Below are 22,471 nucleotides of genomic sequence, written 5' to 3'. Positions count from 1 at the left end.
CTGAACGTGCCGCGCCGGCCCGCCGCTTGGCGCGTTCCCGCGGCGCTGCTATCTCGCGCGTGAGCCGACCTATCCGAACACGCCCAGACGTCAGACGGTGCGCGCCGTCGCGCGCCCGAACGGAATGCCGATGACAACCCCGATCGACAACATCCGCAACTTCTCGATCGTCGCGCATATCGACCACGGCAAATCGACCCTGGCGGACCGGCTGATCCAGGCCACCGGCACCGTGGCCCTGCGCGACATGAGCGAGCAGATGCTCGACTCGATGGATATCGAGAAGGAGCGCGGCATCACCATCAAGGCGCAGACCGTGCGCCTGGAATACCGGGCCGAGGACGGCAAGGATTACGTCCTCAACCTGATGGACACGCCCGGCCACGTGGATTTCGCCTACGAGGTGTCGCGCTCGCTCGCCGCCTGCGAGGGCTCTCTGCTGGTGGTGGACGCCTCCCAGGGGGTCGAGGCGCAGACGCTCGCCAACGTCTACCAGGCGCTCGACGCCAACCACGAGATCGTCCCGGTCCTCAACAAGGTCGACCTGCCGGCCGCCGAGCCCGACCGGGTGAAGGAGCAGATCGAGGAGGTGATCGGCCTCGACGCCTCCAACGCGGTGCCGATCTCGGCCAAGACCGGCCTCAACATCGAGGCGGTGCTCGAGGCGATCGTCACCCGCCTGCCGCCGCCCAAGGGCGACCGGAGCGCGCCGCTCAAGGCCCTGCTGGTAGACAGCTGGTACGACGCCTATCTCGGCGTCGTCGTGCTCGTGCGCATCATCGACGGCGTGCTCAAGAAGGGCATGACCATCCGGATGATGGGCGCCGACGCGGTCCACGGTGTCGACCGGATCGGTGTGTTCCGGCCGAAGATGGCCGAGATCGGCGAACTCGGCCCGGGCGAGGTCGGCTTCTTCACCGGCTCGATCAAGGAGGTCGCCGATACCCGCGTCGGCGACACGATCACCGAGGACAAGCGCCAGACCAGCTCGATGCTGCCGGGCTTCAAGGAGGTCCAGGCGGTCGTGTTCTGCGGCCTGTTCCCGGTGGACGCCGCCGAGTTCGAGAACCTGCGCTCGGCCATGGGCCGGCTCCGGCTCAACGACGCGTCGTTCTCCTACGAGATGGAAAGCTCGGCCGCGCTGGGCTTCGGCTTCCGCTGCGGCTTCCTCGGCCTTCTCCACCTGGAGATCATCCAGGAGCGGCTGGAGCGCGAGTTCAACCTCGACCTGATCTCCACCGCGCCCTCGGTGGTCTACCGGCTGAAGATGCGCGACGGCACCGTCAAGGAGTTGCACAACCCGGCCGACATGCCGGACGTGATGAAGATCGAGCTGATCGAGGAGCCCTGGATCCGCGCCACGATCCTGACCCCCGACGAGTATCTCGGCGGCGTGCTCAAGCTCTGCCAGGACCGCCGCGGCGTCCAGATCGACCTCAACTACGTCGGCAAGCGCGCCATGGTGGTCTACGACCTGCCGCTGAACGAGGTCGTGTTCGATTTCTACGACCGGCTGAAATCGATCTCGAAGGGCTACGCTTCCTTCGACTACCACGTCTCCGACTACCGCGAGGGCGACCTCGTGAAGATGTCGCTGCTGGTCAACGCCGAGCCGGTGGACGCCCTCTCGATGCTGGTCCACCGCACCCGCGCCGAATCGCGCGGCCGGGCCATGTGCGAGAAGCTGAAGGACCTGATCCCCCGCCACCTGTTCCAGATCCCGGTCCAGGCGGCGATCGGCGGCAAGATCATCGCCCGCGAGACGATCAAGGCCCTGTCCAAGGACGTCACCGCCAAATGCTACGGCGGCGACATCTCGCGCAAGCGCAAGCTGTTGGACAAGCAGAAGGAAGGCAAGAAGAAGATGCGCCAGTTTGGGCGCGTGGAGATCCCGCAGGAGGCGTTCATCGCGGCGTTGAAGATGGATGATTGAGGGACGGGCGCGTGCTGCGCTCTTCCCCGATTGCTAAGGGGAGACCCGGGGCCTGATCTAGCTTCCGCGTCCGAACGTGAAACCCGCCGCGCCCGTCATTGCGAGCGCAGCGAAGCAACCTAGGGCAGCGCGCGGCGGCAGAACGTGGCGTTTCCCTAGGTTGCTTCGCTGCGCTCGCAATGACGGTGTGGCGCGCGGGAAACGTTTTTACCCCGGCGGAAGCACGTCGATCTGGATGCCTGCATAATACGCCGCCAGGTTCGCGATGTCGGCATCCGACAGCTCCTTGGCGACCACGTTCATGATCTCGTTCTGCCGCTTGCCGTCGCGGTACTCGCTGAGCGCCTTCACCAGGTAGGGCTCGACCTGGCCGGCGAGGTTCGGCGCCTCGGGCAGTTTCGAGAGCCCGTCCATCCCGTGGCAGGTCTGGCAGGCGCTGGCTTTCTTGCGCCCGAGCGCGGCGTCGCCGGCCTGGGCCGAGAGCGGAATCAAGGTTGCGGCGAGGAGAAGGATCGGGCGGATCATCGGGGGGCTCAGCAGACGGTTTCACGAACGGTCGACGCAAGAGGCGTAGGTCCCCTCTCCCGTGCGGGAGAGGGACAGGGTGAGGGAAGTGCGCATTCCGGAAAGACCCGGTCCCTCACCCCAACCCTCTCCCGCACGGGAGAGGGGGCGCGGCGCGGCCTTCACAAGCAACCGTAGCCCGCACGAGGCGAAGGGTTCGTGGCGCCTCTCACGAACAGAGGCGCCAAGTCTCAAGAACCTATTTCTCGTAGGAGATCCGGTAGATCGCCCCGGCGGAATCGTCCGAGACCAGCAGCGAGCCGTCGAGCATCACCGCCACGTCCACCGGGCGGCCGAGATACTCGCCGTCGCCGGTCAGCCAGCCCTCCGCGAAGGGCTTGACCGCGCCGAGCTTCCCGTCCGCGCCCATGGGAGCGAACATCACCCGGGCGCCCACCGGCTCGGTGCGGTTCCAGGAGCCGTGCTCGGCGATGAAGATCCCGCCCTTGTACGAGGCCGGGAACTGCTTGCCGTTGTAGAAGGTCATGCCGAGGTCGGCCGCGTGGGGCGGCAATTCGGCGACCGGGGGGACCGCGTCCGCGGGCGGGGTCTGGTCCTTGTACTCGACGGTGCGGACCGCGCCGCCGCCGTACCAGGGGAATCCGAAATTCTCGCCGGCCTTGGTGGCGTGGTTCAGCTCGCCCGGCGGCTTGTCGTCGCCCATGCCGTCGACCTGGTTGTCGGTGAACCAGAGCGACTTGTCGGCGGCGAAATCCATGCCCACCGAATTGCGGATGCCGGTGGCGAAGACCTCGCGGTTCTTGCCGTCGGCGTCGATGCGGATGATGCCGCCGATGCCGGCCTTCCGGTACAGGTCCATCTTCTCGGCCGGGGGCACGTTGTAGGGCTGGCCCAGCGCGATGTAGGTCTTGCCGTCCGCCCCGACCCGGCAGACGCGGGCGGTGTGGTTGAAGCTTTCTTCCGCGGCCGGAATGAGCGCACCCTCCTTCACGAGAATGCCGGCGGCAACGTCGGGATTTTCATAAAAAAACTCGGCGGCCGGGAAGGCCAGCACACGGTTCTGCTCGACCACGGTGAGCACGCCGTCCTTCGAGAAGCAGACGCCGTTGGGGATCTTGAACGCGATGCCGGGCGCGAAGGCGCGGACCTCGTCGGCGACGCGGTCCTTGTCGCGGTCGGTGACCGTGTAGACCTTGTTCTTGCGGGTGCCGACGAACAGCACGCCGGCATTGGGGCCGACCGCGATGGCGCGGGCATCCGGCACCACGGCGTAGAGGTCGATCTTGAAGCCCTCGGGCAGCTTGATCTTGCCCAGCGTCTTGCGGATCGCGTCGGCCCGGCGGCCGCTCTGCGGGATCTCGGGGGCGGCCTGGGTGTCGGTGCTGCGGAAGCTCTGGAGCTTCTCGAGGTCGTCGGCCTTGGTCTTCGTCTCGGCCGGCGCCGCACCCTGTGCGAGGGCCGACACGGCGAAGGCGGGCAGGGCGACACCCGCCCAGAGCGCGGCGATAATCACAGAGCGCATCTTTATTCGTCCTCCCGCCGCCCTTGGATACGGGCGTTGTCGGAGCGAACGATAGAGTTTCACTTCGGGCCGGCAAGCCGCATCGGTGACGCGACTCCGCCCTTGTCCCGTGTCAGGCGACCTTGCGGGGGACGAGGCGCTCACTCCCCAGGGCGGCCCGGGCCCCGGACACGCCGGACTCGGTGTATTCCGCGTCCTCGTTGACCTGCCAGACATCGTGCCGGCGCCGGCCGCAGAGGATGTTCTCCACGGTCAGCATCGCGGTCATCATCGCGTGGTCTTGGTTGTTGTACTTGTGCATGCCGTTGCGGCCGACGAGGTGCAGGCTCGGGAAATCCCGCTCCAGCTCGCGCCGCACGGTGACGACGTGGCCGGCATAATCCTCGTCGTAGACCGGATAGGCCTTGGGCTGCCGCACCACGCAGGCATCGACCACGTCGGCCGGGTCGATCAGGCCGATCTGGCCGATCTCGCGCTTGGCGAGGGCCACCAGCTCGTCGTCCGAGGCGGTCCAGAGCCCGTCGCCCTCAAAGCAGAAATATTCGAGGCCGAGGCAGGTGTGGTCCGCGTCCGGGACCATCTCGGGTGACCAGGAGCGGAAATTCTGCACACGCCCGACCTGCACCGACGGATCGTGGATGTAGATCCAGTTATCCGGAAAGTTCTTCTGGGATTTTGCGATGAGCGCGACGGTGAGGAAGTCGCGGTACTTGAGGGAGCGTGCGTTGAAGGTGCTGAGCGGGCGCGGGCGGATCGAATCCACCAGCTCCCGCACCGGGGCGGACGAGATCACGTGCCGGGCCGTGAAGGTCTCGCGGCTGCCGTCGGCGCTGCGGGCCGCCACGGTCCAGATGCCGGTGCCGGCATCGTAGTTGAGGGAATCGACCCCGCGGTCGAGGCGTACGCGGCCGCCCTGGGCCTGGATCTTGGCGGCGGCCGCCTCCCACATCATGCCGGGTCCGCGGCGCGGATAGCGGAAGGACTCGATCAGGGTCTTGATCACCGGGCCGCCGGCCTTCGGCGCCTTGCGCAGGCCGAGCGAGCGCTTGATGCCGTCGCGGATCGCCGCGCCGAGATCGAGCCCCTTGATGCGCTGGGCCGCCCAATCCGCCGAGATCGCGTCGCAGGACATGCCCCACACCTTCTCGGTGTAGGTCTTGAAGAAGATCGAAAACAGCCGCTCGCCGAACTGGTTGCGCACCCAGGCGTGAAAGTTCTTCGGGTCGCGCACCGGCCGCACGCGGGCATACAGGTAGGAGGCCACGCAGGCCGCGCTGGTCACCAGGCCGAGATTGCGCAGCGCCTCGAAGGCCTTGAGCGGGTAGGCGTAGTACTTGCCGCGATAGTAGATCCGCGACAGCCGCGGCCGCTCGATGAAGTCGTTGGGCAGGATCTCGTCCCAGAGATCGACCACCGCCTTGGACTTCGAGAAGAACCGGTGGCCGCCGATGTCGAACAGGTAGCCGTTATGCGAGACCGTGCGCGAGATGCCGCCGACCTGCGCCGGGTCGCGCTCCAGCACGGTGACCGACCGCCCCTGCTTCGACAGCAGGTAAGCGGCGGTGAGGCCGGCCGGCCCCGCGCCGATCACCAGCGTCTCGGTGTGGTGGCTCATCCCCTGCTCCGGCTGCCGTCGCGGCCGGATCCCGGCCGGCTCGCGCGGAGATTGGGCGCGGATGGTTAAGGAACCGACTCACGGTCGATTGACCGGCCGTTAAGCCGGTTCGCGCAGGCTCCATCCCGCGCTCGAGCTCGGCGCGTCCGGGAACCCGCACAGATGCCGCCCGCGGCCGCCGCCTCGCCGGCACGGATCGACACCCGCGCCTTCCTGTGGCTGCTCGTGGCCCTATCGCTCGCGACCATGCACGCGCCGCAGGACATCTGGGACACGATCCGGCACCTGCGCGTGCCCGATACCGACGACGCCATGCGGCTCGTCGCGGTGCGCGACCTCCTGGGCGGCCAGGGCTGGTACGACAACGTCCAGTACCGGTTCCTCCCGCCCGAGGGCGTGGCGAGCCACTGGTCGCGCCTCGTGGACGCGCCGATCGCCGGGCTGATCCGGGTGCTCACGCCGCTTGTGGGACGGCCCCGCGCCGAGGGGCTGACGGCCGCGTTCTGGCCGCTGCTGCTGTTCGGGCTGTTCTGCGCCCTGATGTATCGCGGCGTCCGCGAGACCTTCGGGGACCGGGCTGCGATCCTGGCGCTGCTCGTGGCATCGCAGACCTTCGGGATCGTGATCCAGTTCCAGCCGGGCCGGGTCGACCATCACAACCTGCAGATCCTAGCGATGCTGGGCTTGGCGGTCTGCCTGATCCGCGGCGGCTTTCGCGCGGGCCTCGCCGGTGGCGGGCTCGCGGCCCTCTCGCTGGCGGTGGGCCTGGAGGGATTGCCCTGCTTGGCGCTCGGCGCCCTGGCCTGCGCCGGCGATTGGTGCTGGCGCGGCCGCCCCGCCCTCCCCTGCCTCGCGGGATTCGGCCTCGGGCTCGGCGTCGCCGCACCGCTCCTGTTCGCCGCCCAGACGGCCCCCGCCCTCTGGACCTTGACGCGCTGCGACGCGCTCTCCCCGCCCTGGCTGTGGCTCGCCGCCGGCGGCCTCGGCTTCGCGATGGCGGCGGCCACCTTCGACCGCCGCCTCGCCACGCCCGGATCGCGCTTCGCCCTGGCAATCCTCTGCGGGATCCTCCTGATCGGCGGCTTCGCCCTCGCCTTTCCGGTCTGCCTGGACGGACCGTTCCCCGGAATGACGCCCCTGGTCCGGGAGCATTGGCTTCTCACCGTCAACGAGATGGCCTCGCTGCCGAAATCCGTCGCGCAGGGGCGGTGGGAGATGCTGGTCTTCTATCCGGTGGTGCTGCTCGCGACGCTGACTGCCACCAGGATGGCCTGGCGCGGCCCGCAGCGCCGCGCGTGGTCGGTAGCGGCCCTGTTCCTGTGGCCGGGGCTGCTCCTCGGCTACGCCCAGTTCCGTGGCCTCTACATCGCCTCGGGCTTCGTGCCGCTGGTTGCGGGGCCGGTGATCGACGGCGCCCTGACGCTGGCCTCGCAAGCCGGCTCGCGCCGCTGGAACGCGGCCCTGCTCGGCGGCAGCTTGGTCAGCGCGCTCTGGCTGGCGCCGATGGCGCTCGCGGAACGGCTCGTGCCGCCCGCCCGGACGGCGCCCGATCCGGCGGCCGCTCTCGCTTGCCAGGGCGACGCCGCCGTGCGGCCCCTGGCGGGTCTGCCGGCTGGGACCGTGCTGGCGCCGATCGCGCTGGGTCCGTCGATCCTGCTGCGGACGCCGCACACGATCGTCGCTGCGCCCTATCACCGGGCGATCCCGGGCCTCACCGCCGCGATCGAGGGGCTGGGCGGGACGCAAGCCGAGCTCGACCGCGTGCTCGATGCGTTCCGGGTCCGCTATCTGGTGGCCTGCCCGGGCCGGCCGGCCGACGACCTCCAGCCTGAGCCGGGTTTCGTCACCCGGCTTGCCCGCGGGGAGGTTCGCTCCGACCGGCTGGAGCCGATCGCCCTGCCCGGCCCGCTGAAGGTCTGGCGCGTGGCGCGGTGAGCCGTCAGAGCAACCGGCGGTCCAGCCGGATGATCCGGCACGGATCGCCGGCCTTGGCCGCCGGCTCGTGCGGCGCGCGGATCAGCAACGCCTCGGCGCGGCCGAGCACCGCCAGCATCGAGGAATCCTGGCGCTGCTCGGGCGAGGCCACGGGCAGCCGGCCGGGCTTGATGGCGAGGCTCGCCCGCATGTAGTCGGCGCGGCCGTCATTGGCCGACAGGTCGCGGCCGAGGGTTGCCGGCTCGCTGCGGTCGGCCCCGGCCTGGGGGTCGCCCTGCAGGGCCCGGATCGCCGGCACGACGAACAGCAGCCCGCAGACGATCGACGAGACCGGATTGCCCGGCAGGCCGATCACCAGCATGTCGCCGAGGCGCCCGTGCATCAGCGGCTTGCCGGGCCGGAGCGCCACCCGCCAGAACCCCAGTTCCAGCCCTTCCTTGGCGAGCGCCGCCTGGACGAGGTCGTGGTCGCCCACCGAGGCGCCGCCGAGCGTGATCAGCAGGTCGGCTCTAGCTTCGCGGGCCCGGCGGAAGGCGTCTTCCAGGGCGCCGTGATCGTCCGCGGCAATGCCGAGATCGATGATCTCGGCGCCCGCCTCAGACGCGAGGGCGGCCAGCGCCAGGCTGTTCGAGGCGACGATCTGGTCCCAGGCCGGCTCGGCGCCGGGCTCGACCAGCTCGTCGCCGGTGGCGAGGATCGCCACGCGCGGCCGGCGCCGGACCGAGAGGCGCGGATGGCCGGCCGCCGCCGCCAGCGCCAGACGCCGCGCGTCGAGAGTCATGCCGGCGACCAGCAGGGTCTCCCCGGCGGTGAAGTCGAGGCCCGCCCGGCGGATGAAGCGGTTCTGTTCAACGGGTTCGACGACCCGGACGGTCTCACCCTCGGCCTGGGCGTCCTCCTGGATCAGGATCGCGTCGGCGCCCTCGGGCACAGGTGCGCCGGTGAAGATCCGCACCGCCTCGCCGGGGCCGATGCGGCCTGAGAATCCGTGTCCCGCCGCGCTGGTTCCGATCAGTTTCAGGCTCGCCCCGACAGCCGAGGCGTCGGCGAAGCGGACCGCGTAGCCGTCCATGGCGGAGGCCGGAAACGGCGGCTGCGTGCGGGAGGCGGCGACATCGGCCGCCAGGGTCCGGCCAGCGGCCTGGGCCAGGGGAACGGTCTCCGCCTCGACCGGGTCGGACACGCTCGCCAGGACTCGCGCCAGCGCCTCGGCGACCGGGATCAGGCCGCTCATGCCTCGGGCGCCCGGTAGGTGCCGGAGCGCCCGCCATCCTTGGCGACAAGCCGAATGCCCTCGATCCGCATGCCGCGATCGACCGCCTTCACCATGTCGTAGACGGTCAGGCAGGCCACCGAGACGGCGGTCAGCGCCTCCATCTCGACGCCGGTCGGCCCATGGACCCGCACCTCGGCGGCGATGCGCAAACCCGGCAACGCGTCGTCCAGCTCGCACTCCACCCGGACCTTCGAGAGCAGCAGCGGGTGGCAGAGCGGGATCAGCTCGTGCGTGCGCTTGGCCGCCATGATCCCGGCGAGCCGGGCGGTGCCGACGACATCGCCCTTCTTGGCGTCGCCCTCGCGGATCAGCGCCAGGGTCTCCGGCTGCATCACCACGCTGCCCTCGGCCCGGGCGGTCCGGTCGGTGGCGGGCTTATCGGTGACGTCGACCATGTTGGCCGCGCCGGTGGTGTCGAGATGGGTGAGCGTCGAACCGGGCTCCATGCTCAGCCCTTCTTCTTGTCGTCTTGCTTCTTGGCCTTGCCGGCCTTGGCGTCCGGCTCCGCTGCGCTGCCCGCGCCGAACAGCAGCGTCCGGGTCGCCGCGGTCACGTCCGCCTGGCGCATCAGGCTCTCGCCGACCAGCACGACGCCGAGGCCGTGCTCCCGGAGCCGCTCGACATCTCCATGGCCGCCGATGCCGCTCTCGGCCACGGCGATCCGGTCCTTCGGGATGCCCGGGGCGAGGCGGATCGCGGTGTCAAACGAGACCTCGAAAGTCTTGAGGTTGCGGTTGTTGATCCCGATCAGCGCCGTGCCCAGCGGCAGCGCCCGGGTCAGCTCGGCCTCGTCATGCACCTCGACCAGCACGTCCATGCCGAGCTCGTGCGCGGTGGCGACCAGGGCTTCGGCCTCGTCGTCGTCGAGGCAGGCCATGATGACGAGGATGCAATCGGCGCCCCAGGCCCGCGCCTCGTAGACCTGGTATGGCTCGAACAAAAAGTCCTTGCGCAGGACCGGCAGCCCGCAGGCCGCCCGTGCCTCGGTGAGGTATTCCGGCCGGCCCTGGAACGACGGCTCGTCGGTCAGCACCGAGAGGCATGTGGCTCCGCCCGCCTCGTAGGCGGCGGCCAGCGTCGCGGGGGCGAAATCCTCCCGGATCAGCCCCTTCGACGGCGAGGCCTTCTTCACCTCGGCGATCAGGGCCGGGCGGCCAGCGGCGAGATGGGTCCGGATCGCCGCCGCGAAGCCGCGGACCGGCTCGGCCTGGGCGGCGCGGCGCTCCAGCTTGGCCAGCGGCACGCGCAGCTTCGCCTCGGCGATCTCGCGGCGCTTGTAGGCCTCGATCCGGGCCAGCACGTTGGGCCGCTCGGGCGGCGCCTCGGCAGAACCCTCCTGGGCCACCGATTCCTGCGTGAGCGTGCTCATCGGCACTCCTGCCCGTTCGAGCGATCGTTCGAGGCCCGGACCAGGCGGGCAAGGGTGTCCCGCGCCGCCCCGGAATCGACGGCATCCTGCGTCCGCGCGAGCCCGTCCGCCAGGGTCGAAGCCGCCCCCGCGACGACGAGGGCCGCGCCTGCATTGAGAACGGCGATGTCCCGGTAGGCGTTGCGTGCGCCCGCCAGGACGGCTTCGAGCGCCCGCGCATTGTCGGCGGGATCGCCGCCGCGCAGCTCTTCCGGCGCCCGGAGCGTCAGGCCGAGTTCGCGCGGATCGACGGTGAAGCGGGTCAGGCGGCCGTCCTCGAGGGCGACCACCCAGGTCGGCCCGGTGACGGTGATCTCGTCGAGCCCGTCCGAGCCGTGGACGGTCCAGACCCGGCGGCTGCCGAGCTCGGCCAGCACCCGGGTCAGCGGCTCGGCCAGCGCCTCCTGGGCGACGCCGAACAGCTGGTAGGCGACGCCGGCCGGGTTGCACAGGGGACCGAGCAGGTTGAAGATCGTCCGCACCGGCAGCTCGGAGCGCACCGCCGCGACGTGGCGCATGGCCCCGTGATGGGCCTGGGCGAACAGGAAGCACAGATTGGCCTCGGCGAGGCACCTTGCCTGCCCCGCGGCATCGAGGCCGAGCTTCACGCCGAGCGCCGCCAGCACGTCGGCGGCGCCGGATCGCGAGGTCGCAGCGCGGTTGCCGTGCTTGGCCACCGGCACGCCGCAGGCGGCGACCAGGATGGCGGCCAATGTCGAGACGTTGACGCTGCCGGAATGATCGCCGCCGGTGCCGACCACGTCGACGGCGTTGTCGGGCGCCACGATCCGGGTCATGCGGGCGCGCATGGCCTCGGCCGCGCCGACGATCTCCTCGACGGTCTCGCCGCGCACCTTGAGGGCGGCCAGGAAGGCGCCGGCCTGGACGGGCGTGACCTCGCCCGACAACAGGTCGTTGAAGGCCGCGCGCGCTTCCGCACGGTCGAGGGCCAGGCCCCCGGCGACCTTGGCGAGATGGGGTCTGAAACTGTCCATGCGCTCTGTCGGAAGGCCGCCCCGGCCGTCCGGGGTCAATGCACGTCGGGGCGGGCTCTGTCACGCGCCGCGTTCCACGCGGCGGCGAGATCCAGGAAGTTCTTCACGATCTCCGTGCCGTGCTGCGACCGGATGCTCTCGGGGTGGAACTGCACCCCGTGCAGCGGCCGCTCGGCATGTTCCAGCCCCATGATCAGGCCGTCCGCCTCGGCGGTGATCCGCAGGGTCTCGGGGCAGCTCGCGCGGTCGACCACCAGGGAATGGTAGCGCGTCGCCTCGAAACTGTCGTTGAGCCCGCGGAACAGGCCGCTGGCTCCGTGCCGGATGGTCGAGACCTTGCCGTGGAGCGGCAGCGGCGCGCGGATCACGTCGCCGCCGAAGGCCTGGCCGATCGCCTGCAGGCCGAGGCAGACCCCGAAGATCGGGATCTCGTCGGAGAGATCGCGCACTACGTCGAGGCAGATGCCCGCTTCGTTCGGCGTGCACGGGCCGGGCGACAGCACGATCGCGTCCGGCGCCTTGGCGCGGATGTCGGCGACGCTCAGAGCATCGTTGCGGGCTACCTCGACGGCGCCGCAGAGCGGGCCGATCAGGTGCACGAGATTCCAGGTGAAGGAATCGTAGTTGTCGATGACGAGGACGTTGGACATCGCTGCGGCACGCTCGGGCATTTTCGCGATGTGAGCCCTCTCACCCGCGGGGTCAACCTGCCCTATTGCCCGCGCTTCGCTTGGGCAGCGAACCGCACCGCCTCCTCGGCGGCCCGGAACAGGGCCTTGGCCTTGTTGACGCATTCCTGCTGCTCGGAGGCCGGGTCGGAATCGTAGACGATGCCGGCGCCGGCCTGGACGTGCATCCGCCCGTCCTTCACCACGGCGGTGCGCAGGACGATACAGGTATCCATCTCGCCGCGGGCGCCGAAATAGCCGATGCAGCCGGCATAGGGCCCGCGCTTCTCGTGCTCCAATTCGTCGATGATCTCCATGGCCCGCACCTTCGGGGCGCCGGAGACCGTGCCGGCCGGGAAGCCTGCCGCCAGGGCGTCGAGGGAATCGTGGCGGGGGTCGAGGTCGCCCTCGACGTTCGACACGATGTGCATGACCTGGCTGTAGCGCTCGATGAAGAACGAATCGGTGACCCGCACGGTGCCGATCTTCGAGACCCGGCCGGCATCGTTGCGGCCGAGATCGAGCAGCATCAGGTGCTCGGCGCATTCCTTCGGGTCGGCCAGCAGCTCGGCCGCCAGGGCCGCGTCCTCGACCGGGGTCGCGCCGCGACGGCGCGTTCCCGCGATCGGCCGGACCGTGACGGTGCCCTCGCGCACCCGCACCAGGATCTCCGGCGACGAGCAGACGATCTGGAAGGCCTCGAAATCGAGGTAGCAGAGGAACGGGGCCGGGTTGGTCCGGCGCAGCGACCGGTACAGGCTGTAGGCAGGCAGCGTGAACGGCGCCGAAAAGCGCTGGGACAGCACCACCTGGAACACGTCGCCCGCGACGATGTACTCCTTGGCCCGCGCCACCATGGCGGCGAAGGCCTCCGGCGACGTGTTCGAGACCGGCTCGGGATGCGCCACGGTCGAGAGATCCACCCGGGCGTCCACCGGCAGCGGCCCTTCGAGGGCTTCCGCCACCCGGTCGAGGCGCGCGAGCGCGGCCTCGTAGGCGGCGCGGGAGGTGACGCCGGGCGCCGGGCGGACGGGCGAGATGACGGTGATCTGGTCGCGGATCGAATCGAACACCACCATCACCCGCGGGCGCATCAGGATCGCGTCCGGCACGCCCAGGGGATCCGGGTTCGGCTCGGGCAGCCGCTCCATGGCGCGGACCATGTCGTAGCCGAGATAACCGAACAGGCCGGCGGCCATCGGGGGCAGATCCTGGCCCTCGGAGGCGCCGATGGCGCTCTCGGCGATCAAGGCCCGGAGGCTGGCGAGCGGCGCCCGGTCGTCCGGCTCGAACGCGTCGAGATCGGCGCCCCGGGCGATGGCGGGGGCGCCGTCGCGGCAGCGCCAGATCAGGTCCGGATCGAGCCCGATCATCGAGTAGCGGCCGCGCACCGCGCCGCCCTCCACCGATTCGAGCAGGAAGGCCGGGCCGGAATGCCGGGCCCGCAGCTTGATGAACGCCGCGACCGGCGTCTCGAGATCGGCCACGAGGTTCAGCTCGACGAGGCTCGGCTGGCCGGCCTCGTAGCGTCCGGCAAACGCCGCGTAGTCAGGCGCCTCGGCCATGGCCCTCAATACTCTCCGCCGATGGCGCGGCGCAGGGCCGCCTGGTCGATCTTCACGCCGGCGTTCTTCTGGACCTCCGAGATGTACTGGGACAGCACGTCGTCGGCGAGCGCGGCCTGGAAGTTCTTGGTGATGGTCTTGTCGGCCTGGGTGTCGACCACGAAGGCCGGCATCGTCGCCGCCGTGACCTTGAACACCGCCCGCGAATCGCCCGCCGCCGCGGTACCGGCCTTGCCGACCGGGGTCGCGAAGATCAGGTTCACGTCGTCGGCCGTGAGCATGTCCTTGGCCTGGTTGCGGGCGAGATCCTGCGCCTCCTGGGTGTTGACCCCGACCTCCTGGGCGACCGCCTCGATGGTCGCGCCGCCGTTGAGCTTCTCGACCAGCTCACGCCCCTTGGCCTGGAGGCGCTTGGCGATCTCCGCGGCGGTCCAGCCGGCCTTCACGCCGTCCCGGACCTCGTCGAGGGGCTTGTCGTGCGCGGCGTCGATGCCGGTGACGTCGTACCAGACGTAGCCGCCGGACTTGGTGCGCAGGGGCTCGTTGTCGCCGCCGATCTCGGCGCGGAACAGGGCAGGCAGGGTGGTGTCCGGGTCAGGGATGTCGGCGACGCGCTGGCCGTCCGGGCCCTTGCCCTGGGGATCGACCGCCTTGACGGTCACGAGCTTGAGCCCGCGCTCGGTGGCGATGTCGGCGAGCGGCTTGGCGCCGGCGCGCTGATCCTCGATGGCGTCGCGGGTCGTCTCCATGGCGTCCCGGGCGCGGCTCAGCGCCAGGTTCTTGCGGATCTCGCCCTCGACCTCCTCGAACGGCTTGACCGTGCCGGGCTCGATCTTGGTCACCCGCAGCAGCACCGTGCCGAACCGGCCCTGGACCGGCTGGCTCACGCCGCCCTCGGGCAGCGCGAAGGCGGCATCGGCCACGACCTTGTCGAACAATTCGGCCTTGGTCAGCGTGCCCAGGGTCAGGTCGGTGCCGCCGGTGCGGCGCTCCTCGGCGACGGCCTCGAACGTCTTCGAGCCGTCCTCGATCGCCTTGCGGGCGGCGTCTGCGGCGGCCGCGTCCGGGAACACGATCTGCTGGATCGTGCGCTTCTCCGGGCTGCCGTAGCGGCCCTTGTTCAGCTCGTAGGCGGCCTTGGCATCCGCGTCGGTGATCGCCTCGGGCTTGGCCATCGCCTCGGGATCGACCACCAGCAGGGTGGCGGCGCGGAATTCCGGCGCCCGAAAGCCCGACTTGTTGGCCTCGTACCAGGTCTTCAGCTCGTCCTCGGTCGGGGCCGGGATCTCCCCGGCCACGGAGGGCGTCAGCATCAGGTAGGCGGCCGAGCGGCGCTCGGTGGAGTAGCGGTGGACCGCCTCGCGCATCGCCGCCGGGACATGGAGGTCGGACGACACGGCTTCGGCGAGCTGCAGCCGGGCGATGACGGCGCGCTGCTCGCGCACGAACAGGTTCTCGTTCAGGCCGGCGCGCTGGAGGGTCTGGTAGAACAAAGTCGGGTCGAACTGGCCCTGGGCGTTCTGGAAGCTCTTCTCGTCGTGGATCGCCCGGATCACCGACGCGTCCGGCACGCCGAGGCCGAGATCATGCGTCTTCTGGTCGAGCGCCGCCTCGGTGATCAGCTGCGACATCACCGCCCGGTCGAGGCCGAGCATGCGCGCCTGATCGGGGGTGAGCGCGCGCTTCAGCTGGGCCTGATAGCGCTGCAGCTGGTTCTGGTAGGCCTGGCGCACCTGCTCGGCGGTGATCGGCGTGCTGCCCACCGTGGCGACGTTGTTGCTCGAGCCACCGCGGAAGAATTCCTCCACGCCGAAGATGCCCACGCCCGCGATCAGCAGCGCGAAGATGATCGTCAAGACGATCTTGCCGAGCCAATGCTGGCTGGCGTTACGGATGCCCTGAAGCATGATCTGTGATCGGATACCTTCGGCCTTCGACCCGTCGCCGGGCCGGTGCCATCCCTGAAAGGCGTCCGCGATAGACCATTCGCGTCCACAGGCAAAGGCTCAGCCTATCGGACGGTTTGCGCGCTCAAGCTCGCTCTGGTAGGCCCCGCCGACCCCGGAAAAGCCGAGGCGGCACGGGGGTGAGGCGAGGGCTAGGGATGACGCAGACGGGGCGGAAACCGCTGGTCGCCGGCAACTGGAAGATGAACGGGACGCGGGCATCGATCAAAGTGGTCGAGGCGATCCGCGACGGGATCACGCCGGAGCTTGCCGCCCGGGTCGACGTTTTGATCTGCCCGCCCGCGACGCTGATCGGCTCCTGCGTGGCGGCGACCGCCGGATCGCCGATCGCCATCGGCGGCCAGAACCTGCATGCCCGGCCGAGCGGCGCCTTCACCGGCTCGATCTCGGCGGAGATGCTCGCCGATCTCGGTGCCAAATACGTGATCGTCGGCCATTCCGAGCGCCGGGCCTACCACCACGAGACCGATGACGGCGTCCACGCCAAGGCGCTGGGCGCCCGCCGGGCCGGCCTGTGCGGGATCATCTGCGTCGGCGAGACCATCGAGGAGCGCGAGCAGGGCCGCGCCCTCGACATCGTCCGCGCCCAGCTCGCCATCGGCCTGCCGAAGGGCGCGACCGCGGCCGACACGGTGATCGCCTACGAGCCGGTCTGGGCGATCGGCTCCGGCCGCACCCCGACGCCGCGCGACATCGCCGAGGTCCACGCCTCCCTCCGCGAGATGCTGGACAAGCTCGTCGGCGACGAGGCCCACCGGATCCGCATCCTCTACGGCGGCTCCGTGAAGCCCAGCAACGCCCGCGAGCTGATGGCGGTGGAGAATGTCGACGGCGCCTTGGTCGGCGGCGCGAGCCTCGTGGCCGAGGACTTCCTGGGGATTTGCGCCGCCTACGCGTGAGGCGCCGGGGTTCTCGGAGCTGTCACACGATCCTGCTTTGAGGGGCGTGACGACATCCGACCAAGAAGCCCGACATGACGATCGACCATGCCTCCGCGGATCCCACGATGGTGGAGATGATCCGCCGCGAAATCCTCGACAGCTACGACGAGGAGATGGAACTCGGCTTCGAGGATGACCGCCTCGACAGCCTCGAAGGCGGATCGGAATCCGGCCTTGACCGCAGGCGCTACTTCCGCGACCTCCTGCACCTCCAGCACGAGCTAGTCCGTCTCCAGGACTGGGTCCAGCACAAGAAGCTGCGCGTCGTCGTCCTATTCGAGGGACGCGATTCGGCCGGCAAGGGCGGCGTGATCAAGCGGATCACCCAGCGCCTGAACCCGCGCGTCTGCCGCGTCGTGGCCCTGCCCGCGCCGAGCGAGCGCGAGCGCACGCAATGGTACTTCCAGCGCTACGTCACCCACCTGCCCGCGGGCGGCGAGATCGTGCTGTTCGACCGGTCCTGGTACAACCGCGCCGGCGTCGAGCGGGTCATGGGCTTCTGCTCGGAAGCCGAGGTGGAGGAGTTCTTCCGCTCCGTGCCCGAGTTCGAGCGCATGCTCGTGCGCTCGGGCATCATCCTGTTGAAGTACTGGTTCTCGATCACGGACGAGGAGCAGGCGCTGCGCTTCCACATGCGCATCACCGATCCGCTGAAGCAGTGGAAGCTCTCGCCGATGGATGTCGAATCCCGGCGGCGGTGGGAGGATTACACCCGCGCCAAGGAGGACATGCTGGCCCGCACCCACATCCCGGAGGCACCCTGGTGGGTCGTCGAGGCTGTGGACAAGAAGCGCGCCCGGCTGAACTGCATCAGCCACCTGCTCGAGCAGATCCCCTACGAGACCGTCGAGCATCCGCCGGTTCACCTGCCCGAGCGGGTACGCCACGCGGATTACCTCCGCACGCCGACCCCGCCGGAGATGCTCGTCCCCTCCCGCTACTGACCGGACTCGACGCGCGTCAGAGCTTGAACGCCTGACGCGCCATCAACCGCCAGCGGCCGCCGTCCCGGCGCCAGACCTGCAGGACCCCGATATGGACCGGGGCGGTCTTGCCGTTCGAGACGGCCTCCCCGGAGAAGACGTGCCGGACGATCGCGTCCTCCCCGATCACAGAGGCCGAACGGTCCGACAGGGTGATGCTCGGGAAGCGCGAAGCGCCGCTGGTCAGCGCCGCGATGAAGGCCGCCTTGTCCTGGACCACGCCGCTCGAATGGCCGTAGCTCAAGCCGTCGAGGGTGAGGGCGTCCAGGGCGGCACCGTCCGCCGCGAGCAGGGCCTGGGTCAGCGAATCGACCGCCGCCTCGACCGCGGCGCCCTGCGCGGCGTCGGTCGTCCCGGCGGCGAAGCCCGGCGTCGGGTGGATCAGGATCGGCGCGGCGGCGGCGATGGCGAACGCGGCAGCGAGCGCCGAACGGCGAGATAGGGTCATGGCGGGCCTCCCGGGCGGGGCGGCGTGTTGCGTGAGCCGCCCTTCCCGCCCGACAGAGCACGACCGGCGGCGCGGCGCGAGAGCTGCGGGCGACACGGCGAGGCCGATCGTCAAGTTGGCGGCGGCCGGCGAGTGGTGTATGGCCGGCACAGATTTGCGACCGGCGCGCCAAGTCGAACGTTTGGCACCGGTCGCCGCGCCCGCCGCCGGACCGGCCTCTCGGGACCGGCGCGCGAGGCCGAACCAGATTCCGGAACACCGATGCAGACCGTCCTGATCGTCGTCCACCTCATCATCGTGCTGGCGCTGATCGGCGTCGTGCTGCTCCAGCGCTCCGAAGGTGGGCTGGGCCTGGGCGGCGGCGGCGGTGGTGGCGTCGCGGGCTTCATGACCGGCCGCGGCCAGGCCAACGCCCTGACGCGCGCGACCGCGATCCTGGCCGCCCTGTTCTTCACCACCAGCATGCTGCTCGCCGTGATGTCGCACCGCTCGGCGGCGCCGAAGTCGATCCTCGATACCGGCGCGTCGGCGCCGGCCGGCCAGCCGGCCAAGCAGCCCACCGGCGCCGACAACCTGCTCGACACCCTGCGCCAGCAGCAGGACCGTGCGCCCGCCACCGCCCCGGCCCAGCCGGCCGTGCCCGAGGCACCGCAGTCGCGTTGATGCCCACCTGACCGGCATCGTGCGCGCGGTGCCGGAACGCATGCCGATCGGGAAACCGGCGCGAACCCTGGATCAAGCATCCAGGGTCTGCGCCGGGCGCGCGTGACATCCGTGTCCGGGCGCCGCAAGAGGACGGGCGGCGGATGAGCATGGGGCCGACGATTCGGCTCGGCTCCGGCCCGTCCGGGCAGGCCGTTTCCCGTGCCTGCACGATCCCCAGCCATTCCATCGCCGGCAGGCTTGCCGTTTGGCAAATGCCAGCGCCTTCTTTATGGACCGAGGCCCATGACGCGGTACGTTTTCATCACCGGCGGCGTGGTTTCCTCTCTCGGTAAGGGACTCGCCTCCGCAGCGCTCGCCGCCGTGCTTCAGGCACGGGGCTATCGGGTCCGGATGCGCAAGCTCGACCCCTATCTGAACGTCGACCCGGGCACGATGAGCCCGACCCAGCACGGCGAGGTCTTCGTCACCGACGACGGCGCCGAGACCGACCTGGATCTCGGCCATTACGAGCGCTTCACCGGCGTGCCGGCGAGCCGGGCCGACAACATCACCACCGGCCGGATCTACCAGGACATCATCGCCAAGGAGCGGCGGGGCGACTATCTCGGCGCCACGATCCAGGTGATCCCGCACGTCACCAACGCCATCAAGGATTTCGTCCTCGACGGCAACGACACGTTCGACTTCGTGCTGGTCGAGATCGGCGGCACCGTCGGCGACATCGAGGGGCTGCCGTTCTTCGAGGCGATCCGCCAGCTCGGTCAGGAACTGCCCCGCGGCACCTGCTGCTACGTCCACCTGACGCTGCTGCCCTACATCCCGTCGGCGGGCGAGCTGAAGACCAAGCCGACCCAGCACTCCGTCAAGGAGCTGCGCTCGATCGGCATCCAGCCCGATATCCTGCTGTGCCGCTGCGACCGCCCGATCCCCGTCGAGGAGCGGCGCAAGCTCGCCCTGTTCTGCAACGTCCGCGAGACCGCGGTGATCGAGGCGCTGGACGTCGCCTCGATCTACGAGGTGCCGCTCTCCTACCGGAAGGCCGGGCTCGACCGGGAGGTGCTCGGCCATTTCGGCCTGGAGCACGGCGAGGAGCCGGATCTCGGCCGCTGGACGACGATCTCCGACCGGGTGCGCAACCCCGAGGGCGAGGTCTCGATCGCCATCGTGGGCAAGTACACGGGGCTGAAGGACGCCTACAAGTCGCTGACCGAGGCCCTGATCCACGGCGGCATCAGCCACCGGGTCAAGGTCAACCTCGAATGGATCGAGGCCGAGGTGTTCGAGCGCGAGGACCCCGCGCCGTTCCTCGAAGGCCTGAACGGCATCCTGGTGCCCGGCGGCTTCGGCCAGCGCGGCGCCGAGGGCAAGATCCGCGCGGCCCGCTACGCCCGCGAGAAGCGCATCCCCTATCTCGGCATCTGCTTCGGCATGCAGATGGCGGTGATCGAGGCAGCCCGGTCCCTGGCCGGCGTGCCGGATGCCAACTCGACCGAGTTCGGGGAGACCTCGGAGCCGGTGGTCGGCCTGCTCACCGAGTGGCTGCGCGGCAACGAGCTGGAGCGGCGCGCCGCGGTCGGCGATCTCGGCGGCACGATGCGGCTCGGCGCCTACGACGCGCAGCTCGACCCCGATTCGAAGATCGCCCAGATCTATGGGTCCGACCGGATCTCCGAGCGCCATCGCCACCGCTACGAGGTCAACATGGCCTATCGCGAGCGGCTGGAGGCCAAGGGCCTGCGTTTCTCCGGGCTCTCGCCGGACGGGCTCCTGCCCGAGACGGTGGAGCATGTCGGGCACCCGTTCTTCATCGGCGTGCAGTTCCACCCGGAGCTGAAGTCGCGCCCGTTCGAGCCGCACCCGCTGTTCAAGGGTTTCGTCGGCGCGGCGATCGAGCAGAGCCGGCTGGTCTAGAACACCGGAGCCGCGGCTGCGCGCCGCTGCTCGCTCCGTGCGCCCGAACCCTATATCGGTCTGACCGTGACCGAGATCCTGTTCTACCACATGCAGCGCCAGCCCCTGGAGAAGGTGCTGCCGAACCTTGTCGAGCGCTCGCTCGGCCGGGGCTGGCAGGCCGCGATCCAGGCGGCCACCGAGGAGCGCCTGCAGGCCCTCGACGACCATCTCTGGACCTATTCCGACGAGAGCTTCCTGCCGCACGGCACCGACCGCGACCCCGATGCGGCCGGCCAGCCGGTGGTGCTGACGCTGCGCGACGTGAACCCCAACACCGCCTCGATCCGGTTCCTGGTCGAGGGCGCCGACCTGCCGCCCGACGCAGAGAGCTACGAGCGGATCTGCATCCTGTTCGACGGGACCGACCAGGACGCCCTGCTGCGTGCCCGCGAGCAGTGGCGGCAGGCCAAGGAGGCGGGTCACGCCGTCGCCTACTGGCAGCAGGACGATTCGGGCCGCTGGAACAAGAAGGCTTGACCGTGCCCCTCAGCAAGCGTCTCGCGCATACCGCGCTCGCCCTCACCCTCGTGGCGGCGCCGCTGCCGCTCCGCGCGCAGGACGCCCACCATCCCGGCCCCCAGGCCGAGGCGAAGCCGGCCCCGCGCGGTCCGGAAGGACGGCGCCTCCCACCGGATTCCACCACTCGCCAGAGCATCAAGCTCCCCGACGGACGGACCCTCGACTTCACCGCCACGGCCGGCAGCCTGCCGCTGGTCGACGAGGCCGGGAAGCTCCAGGCCGAGATCGCCTATGTCGCCTACACGATGGCCCCGGAGGCCGGGCGCGAGCGGCCGGTCACCTTCGCGATCAACGGCGGACCGGGCGCGGCCTCGGCGTACCTGAATCTCGGCGCGATCGGTCCCTGGCGGCTGCCCACCGGCGGCACGAGCATCAGCCCGTCGCAAGCGGTGGCACTCACGCCCAATGACGGCACCTGGCTCGACTTCACCGACCTCGTGTTCATCGATCCCGTGGGCACCGGCTACAGCCGGGCCAGCGACGGCAACGGTAAGACCTACTGGAGCATCGACAGCGACGCCGCGACGCTCGCCGCCGTCATCGCCCGCTACCTGCGGGTCAACGACCGGATGGCGAGCCCGAAATTCTATGTCGGCGAGAGCTACGGCGGCTTCCGCGGCCCGCTGATCACCGAGAAGCTGCAGGAGGAGATCGGGGTCGGCCTGTCCGGGATGGTTCTGCTCTCGCCGGTGCTCGATTTCGGCTGGCTCGAGACCCCGCGGGCGAATCCGTGGGGCTACGTGCTGAAGCTGCCCTCCCTGGCGGCCGGTGCCCTGGAACGGGCCGGCACCATGCCGAATCCGGCGCTGCTGAGCGACGCCGAGGCCTACGCGGCGGGGCCGTATCTGACCGACCTGCTCAAGGGCCCGAGCGACACCGCCGCGGTCGCCCGGATGACCGACAAGGTCGCGCCGCTCACCGGCTTCGACCCGGCCTTCGTCCGCGCCCAGGCCGCGCGTCTCTCCACCCGCAGCATCCAGCGCGAGATCGACCGGACGGAGGGCCGCGTCACCAGCGCCTACGACACGGGCATCACCGGCTGGGACCCGAACCCGGATGCTGCGCAGCCGAGCTTCGAGGATCCGCAGCTCACCGCACTCCAGGCGCCGCTGACCAGCGCCATGCTCGACCTCTACGCGCGCACGCTGAAATGGCCGGTGCCGAACCTGCGCTACGAGCTTCTGAGCAACGCGGTGAACCGCGGCTGGAGCTGGGGCTCGGGCCGGCAGGCGCCGGAAGTGCTCTCGAACCTCAAGGGCGTCCTGGCTCTCGACGGCCAGCTGCGCGTCCTCGTCGCCCACGGCTTCACGGACCTCGTGACCCCGTATTACGCTTCGAAGCTGTTGCTGGCGCAGGTCCCGGCCTACGGCGCCGGGCGTCTCAGCCTCGCGGTCTATCCCGGGGGGCACATGTTCTATTCGCGCGACGATTCCCGGGCCGCGTTCAAGCGCGATGTCCGGCGACTCTACCAGGACGCCCTCAAGGCCCGCGATGGTGGCTCGGCGCCTCCGGCCGGGGCACCGGCGGAACGGCTCAAGGACGCGCCCTGACG

19 protein-coding genes are annotated in these 22,471 nt (G+C 70.2%); 8 read left to right on the top strand and 11 right to left on the bottom strand.

Annotated elements, in window-relative coordinates; translation table 11 throughout:
• The first annotated feature begins 130 nt into the window (after positions 1-130).
• Positions 131-1,933 (top strand): translation elongation factor 4, encoded by a 1,803-nt coding sequence (gene lepA / locus WYO_RS09210; protein ID WP_007561536.1) that lies wholly within the window; start codon positions 131-133, stop codon positions 1,931-1,933.
• A gap of 207 nt (positions 1,934-2,140) precedes the next feature.
• On the opposite strand, the gene WYO_RS09205 is transcribed toward lepA, so the two are convergent.
• The 3 genes from WYO_RS09205 to WYO_RS09195 all read right to left on the bottom strand — a co-directional run bounded on the left by WYO_RS09205 (position 2,141) and on the right by WYO_RS09195 (position 5,595).
• Positions 2,141-2,458: a cytochrome c gene (locus tag WYO_RS09205; RefSeq protein WP_007561534.1), complete on the bottom strand. Its 318-nt coding sequence runs from the start codon at positions 2,456-2,458 to the stop codon at positions 2,141-2,143.
• 238 nt (positions 2,459-2,696) lie between these two features.
• Positions 2,697-3,980, bottom strand: coding sequence for a PQQ-dependent sugar dehydrogenase (locus tag WYO_RS09200; protein ID WP_007561532.1), 1,284 nt, complete (start codon positions 3,978-3,980; stop codon positions 2,697-2,699).
• A gap of 112 nt (positions 3,981-4,092) precedes the next feature.
• Positions 4,093-5,595, bottom strand: a complete 1,503-nt coding sequence (locus WYO_RS09195) for an NAD(P)/FAD-dependent oxidoreductase (protein ID WP_007561529.1) — start codon at positions 5,593-5,595, stop codon at positions 4,093-4,095.
• 162 nt (positions 5,596-5,757) lie between these two features.
• Here WYO_RS09195 and WYO_RS09190 point away from each other — a divergent pair, with 162 nt between their 5' ends.
• Entirely contained in the window at positions 5,758-7,530 is a 1,773-nt protein-coding gene (locus WYO_RS09190; protein WP_007561528.1) for a hypothetical protein, read from the top strand.
• A 4-nt stretch (positions 7,531-7,534) separates the two neighbouring features.
• Here WYO_RS09190 and glp read toward each other — a convergent pair whose 3' ends face one another.
• From glp to WYO_RS09155, 7 genes are all read right to left on the bottom strand, one after another.
• Positions 7,535-8,764, bottom strand: coding sequence for a gephyrin-like molybdotransferase Glp (gene glp / locus WYO_RS09185; protein ID WP_007561527.1), 1,230 nt, complete (start codon positions 8,762-8,764; stop codon positions 7,535-7,537).
• Positions 8,761-9,252 (bottom strand): cyclic pyranopterin monophosphate synthase MoaC, encoded by a 492-nt coding sequence (gene moaC, locus WYO_RS09180; RefSeq protein ID WP_007561525.1) that lies wholly within the window; start codon positions 9,250-9,252, stop codon positions 8,761-8,763. The genes glp and moaC overlap by 4 nt, the downstream gene beginning before the upstream one ends.
• 2 nt (positions 9,253-9,254) lie before the next feature.
• On the bottom strand, positions 9,255-10,175 hold the full coding sequence (gene trpC / locus WYO_RS09175; protein WP_007561523.1) for an indole-3-glycerol phosphate synthase TrpC: 921 nt from the start codon (positions 10,173-10,175) through the stop codon (positions 9,255-9,257).
• Positions 10,172-11,209, bottom strand: a complete 1,038-nt coding sequence (gene trpD / locus WYO_RS09170) for an anthranilate phosphoribosyltransferase (protein ID WP_007561521.1) — start codon at positions 11,207-11,209, stop codon at positions 10,172-10,174. The genes trpC and trpD overlap by 4 nt, the downstream gene beginning before the upstream one ends.
• A gap of 35 nt (positions 11,210-11,244) precedes the next feature.
• Complete coding sequence (locus tag WYO_RS09165; RefSeq protein WP_007561519.1) at positions 11,245-11,859, bottom strand: aminodeoxychorismate/anthranilate synthase component II; 615 nt, start codon at positions 11,857-11,859, stop codon at positions 11,245-11,247.
• Between the two features lie 62 nt (positions 11,860-11,921).
• The gene (gene trpE / locus WYO_RS09160; protein ID WP_007561517.1) at positions 11,922-13,442 is read right to left on the bottom strand and encodes an anthranilate synthase component I; all 1,521 of its coding nucleotides are present in this window, start codon (positions 13,440-13,442) and stop codon (positions 11,922-11,924) included.
• 5 nt (positions 13,443-13,447) lie between these two features.
• Positions 13,448-15,349 (bottom strand): peptidylprolyl isomerase, encoded by a 1,902-nt coding sequence (locus WYO_RS09155; RefSeq protein WP_007561515.1) that lies wholly within the window; start codon positions 15,347-15,349, stop codon positions 13,448-13,450.
• 197 nt (positions 15,350-15,546) lie between these two features.
• Here WYO_RS09155 and tpiA point away from each other — a divergent pair, with 197 nt between their 5' ends.
• The gene (gene tpiA, locus WYO_RS09150; protein ID WP_007561514.1) at positions 15,547-16,308 is read left to right on the top strand and encodes a triose-phosphate isomerase; all 762 of its coding nucleotides are present in this window, start codon (positions 15,547-15,549) and stop codon (positions 16,306-16,308) included.
• A 74-nt stretch (positions 16,309-16,382) separates the two neighbouring features.
• Positions 16,383-17,294, top strand: a complete 912-nt coding sequence (gene ppk2, locus WYO_RS09145) for a polyphosphate kinase 2 (RefSeq protein ID WP_007561512.1) — start codon at positions 16,383-16,385, stop codon at positions 17,292-17,294.
• Positions 17,295-17,310: 16 nt separating this feature from the next.
• Here ppk2 and WYO_RS09140 read toward each other — a convergent pair whose 3' ends face one another.
• Positions 17,311-17,781 carry a nuclear transport factor 2 family protein gene (locus tag WYO_RS09140; RefSeq protein WP_007561510.1) on the bottom strand — a complete coding sequence of 157 codons (471 nt, stop codon included), beginning with the start codon at positions 17,779-17,781 and terminating at the stop codon, positions 17,311-17,313.
• A gap of 261 nt (positions 17,782-18,042) precedes the next feature.
• Between WYO_RS09140 and secG the strand changes: the two genes are divergently transcribed.
• The 4 genes from secG (at position 18,043) to WYO_RS09120 (ending at position 22,469) form a co-directional block, all read left to right on the top strand.
• On the top strand, positions 18,043-18,444 hold the full coding sequence (gene secG / locus WYO_RS09135) for a preprotein translocase subunit SecG (protein WP_007561507.1): 402 nt from the start codon (positions 18,043-18,045) through the stop codon (positions 18,442-18,444).
• A 285-nt stretch (positions 18,445-18,729) separates the two neighbouring features.
• Positions 18,730-20,358 carry a CTP synthase gene (locus WYO_RS09130; protein WP_007561505.1) on the top strand — a complete coding sequence of 543 codons (1,629 nt, stop codon included), beginning with the start codon at positions 18,730-18,732 and terminating at the stop codon, positions 20,356-20,358.
• A gap of 66 nt (positions 20,359-20,424) precedes the next feature.
• Positions 20,425-20,877: a DNA polymerase III subunit chi gene (locus WYO_RS09125; RefSeq protein ID WP_007561502.1), complete on the top strand. Its 453-nt coding sequence runs from the start codon at positions 20,425-20,427 to the stop codon at positions 20,875-20,877.
• A 2-nt stretch (positions 20,878-20,879) separates the two neighbouring features.
• The gene (locus WYO_RS09120) at positions 20,880-22,469 is read left to right on the top strand and encodes a peptidase S10 (protein ID WP_007561500.1); all 1,590 of its coding nucleotides are present in this window, start codon (positions 20,880-20,882) and stop codon (positions 22,467-22,469) included.
• The last annotated feature ends 2 nt before the right edge of the window (positions 22,470-22,471 follow it).

The sequence above is a fragment of the Methylobacterium sp. GXF4 genome (genome assembly GCF_000272495.1).
GTDB lineage: Bacteria > Pseudomonadota > Alphaproteobacteria > Rhizobiales > Beijerinckiaceae > Methylobacterium > Methylobacterium brachiatum.
This window is presented reverse-complemented; position numbering and strand designations above follow the sequence as displayed.

What these genes read in the sequence shown, in the direction of transcription:
- moaC (WP_007561525.1), bottom strand. Translation starts at nt 9,252, where the DNA reads ATGGAGCCCGGTTCGACGCTCACCCATCTCGACACCACCGGCGCGGCC.
- WYO_RS09140 (WP_007561510.1), bottom strand. Translation starts at nt 17,781, where the DNA reads ATGACCCTATCTCGCCGTTCGGCGCTCGCTGCCGCGTTCGCCATCGCC.
- WYO_RS09130 (WP_007561505.1), top strand. Translation starts at nt 18,730, where the DNA reads ATGACGCGGTACGTTTTCATCACCGGCGGCGTGGTTTCCTCTCTCGGT.
- secG (WP_007561507.1), top strand. Translation starts at nt 18,043, where the DNA reads ATGCAGACCGTCCTGATCGTCGTCCACCTCATCATCGTGCTGGCGCTG.
- trpE (WP_007561517.1), bottom strand. Translation starts at nt 13,442, where the DNA reads ATGGCCGAGGCGCCTGACTACGCGGCGTTTGCCGGACGCTACGAGGCC.
- lepA (WP_007561536.1), top strand. Translation starts at nt 131, where the DNA reads ATGACAACCCCGATCGACAACATCCGCAACTTCTCGATCGTCGCGCAT.
- glp (WP_007561527.1), bottom strand. Translation starts at nt 8,764, where the DNA reads ATGAGCGGCCTGATCCCGGTCGCCGAGGCGCTGGCGCGAGTCCTGGCG.
- WYO_RS09190 (WP_007561528.1), top strand. Translation starts at nt 5,758, where the DNA reads ATGCCGCCCGCGGCCGCCGCCTCGCCGGCACGGATCGACACCCGCGCC.
- trpC (WP_007561523.1), bottom strand. Translation starts at nt 10,175, where the DNA reads ATGAGCACGCTCACGCAGGAATCGGTGGCCCAGGAGGGTTCTGCCGAG.
- trpD (WP_007561521.1), bottom strand. Translation starts at nt 11,209, where the DNA reads ATGGACAGTTTCAGACCCCATCTCGCCAAGGTCGCCGGGGGCCTGGCC.
- WYO_RS09205 (WP_007561534.1), bottom strand. Translation starts at nt 2,458, where the DNA reads ATGATCCGCCCGATCCTTCTCCTCGCCGCAACCTTGATTCCGCTCTCG.
- WYO_RS09200 (WP_007561532.1), bottom strand. Translation starts at nt 3,980, where the DNA reads ATGCGCTCTGTGATTATCGCCGCGCTCTGGGCGGGTGTCGCCCTGCCC.
- WYO_RS09195 (WP_007561529.1), bottom strand. Translation starts at nt 5,595, where the DNA reads ATGAGCCACCACACCGAGACGCTGGTGATCGGCGCGGGGCCGGCCGGC.
- WYO_RS09165 (WP_007561519.1), bottom strand. Translation starts at nt 11,859, where the DNA reads ATGTCCAACGTCCTCGTCATCGACAACTACGATTCCTTCACCTGGAAT.
- WYO_RS09155 (WP_007561515.1), bottom strand. Translation starts at nt 15,349, where the DNA reads ATGCTTCAGGGCATCCGTAACGCCAGCCAGCATTGGCTCGGCAAGATC.
- tpiA (WP_007561514.1), top strand. Translation starts at nt 15,547, where the DNA reads ATGACGCAGACGGGGCGGAAACCGCTGGTCGCCGGCAACTGGAAGATG.
- ppk2 (WP_007561512.1), top strand. Translation starts at nt 16,383, where the DNA reads ATGACGATCGACCATGCCTCCGCGGATCCCACGATGGTGGAGATGATC.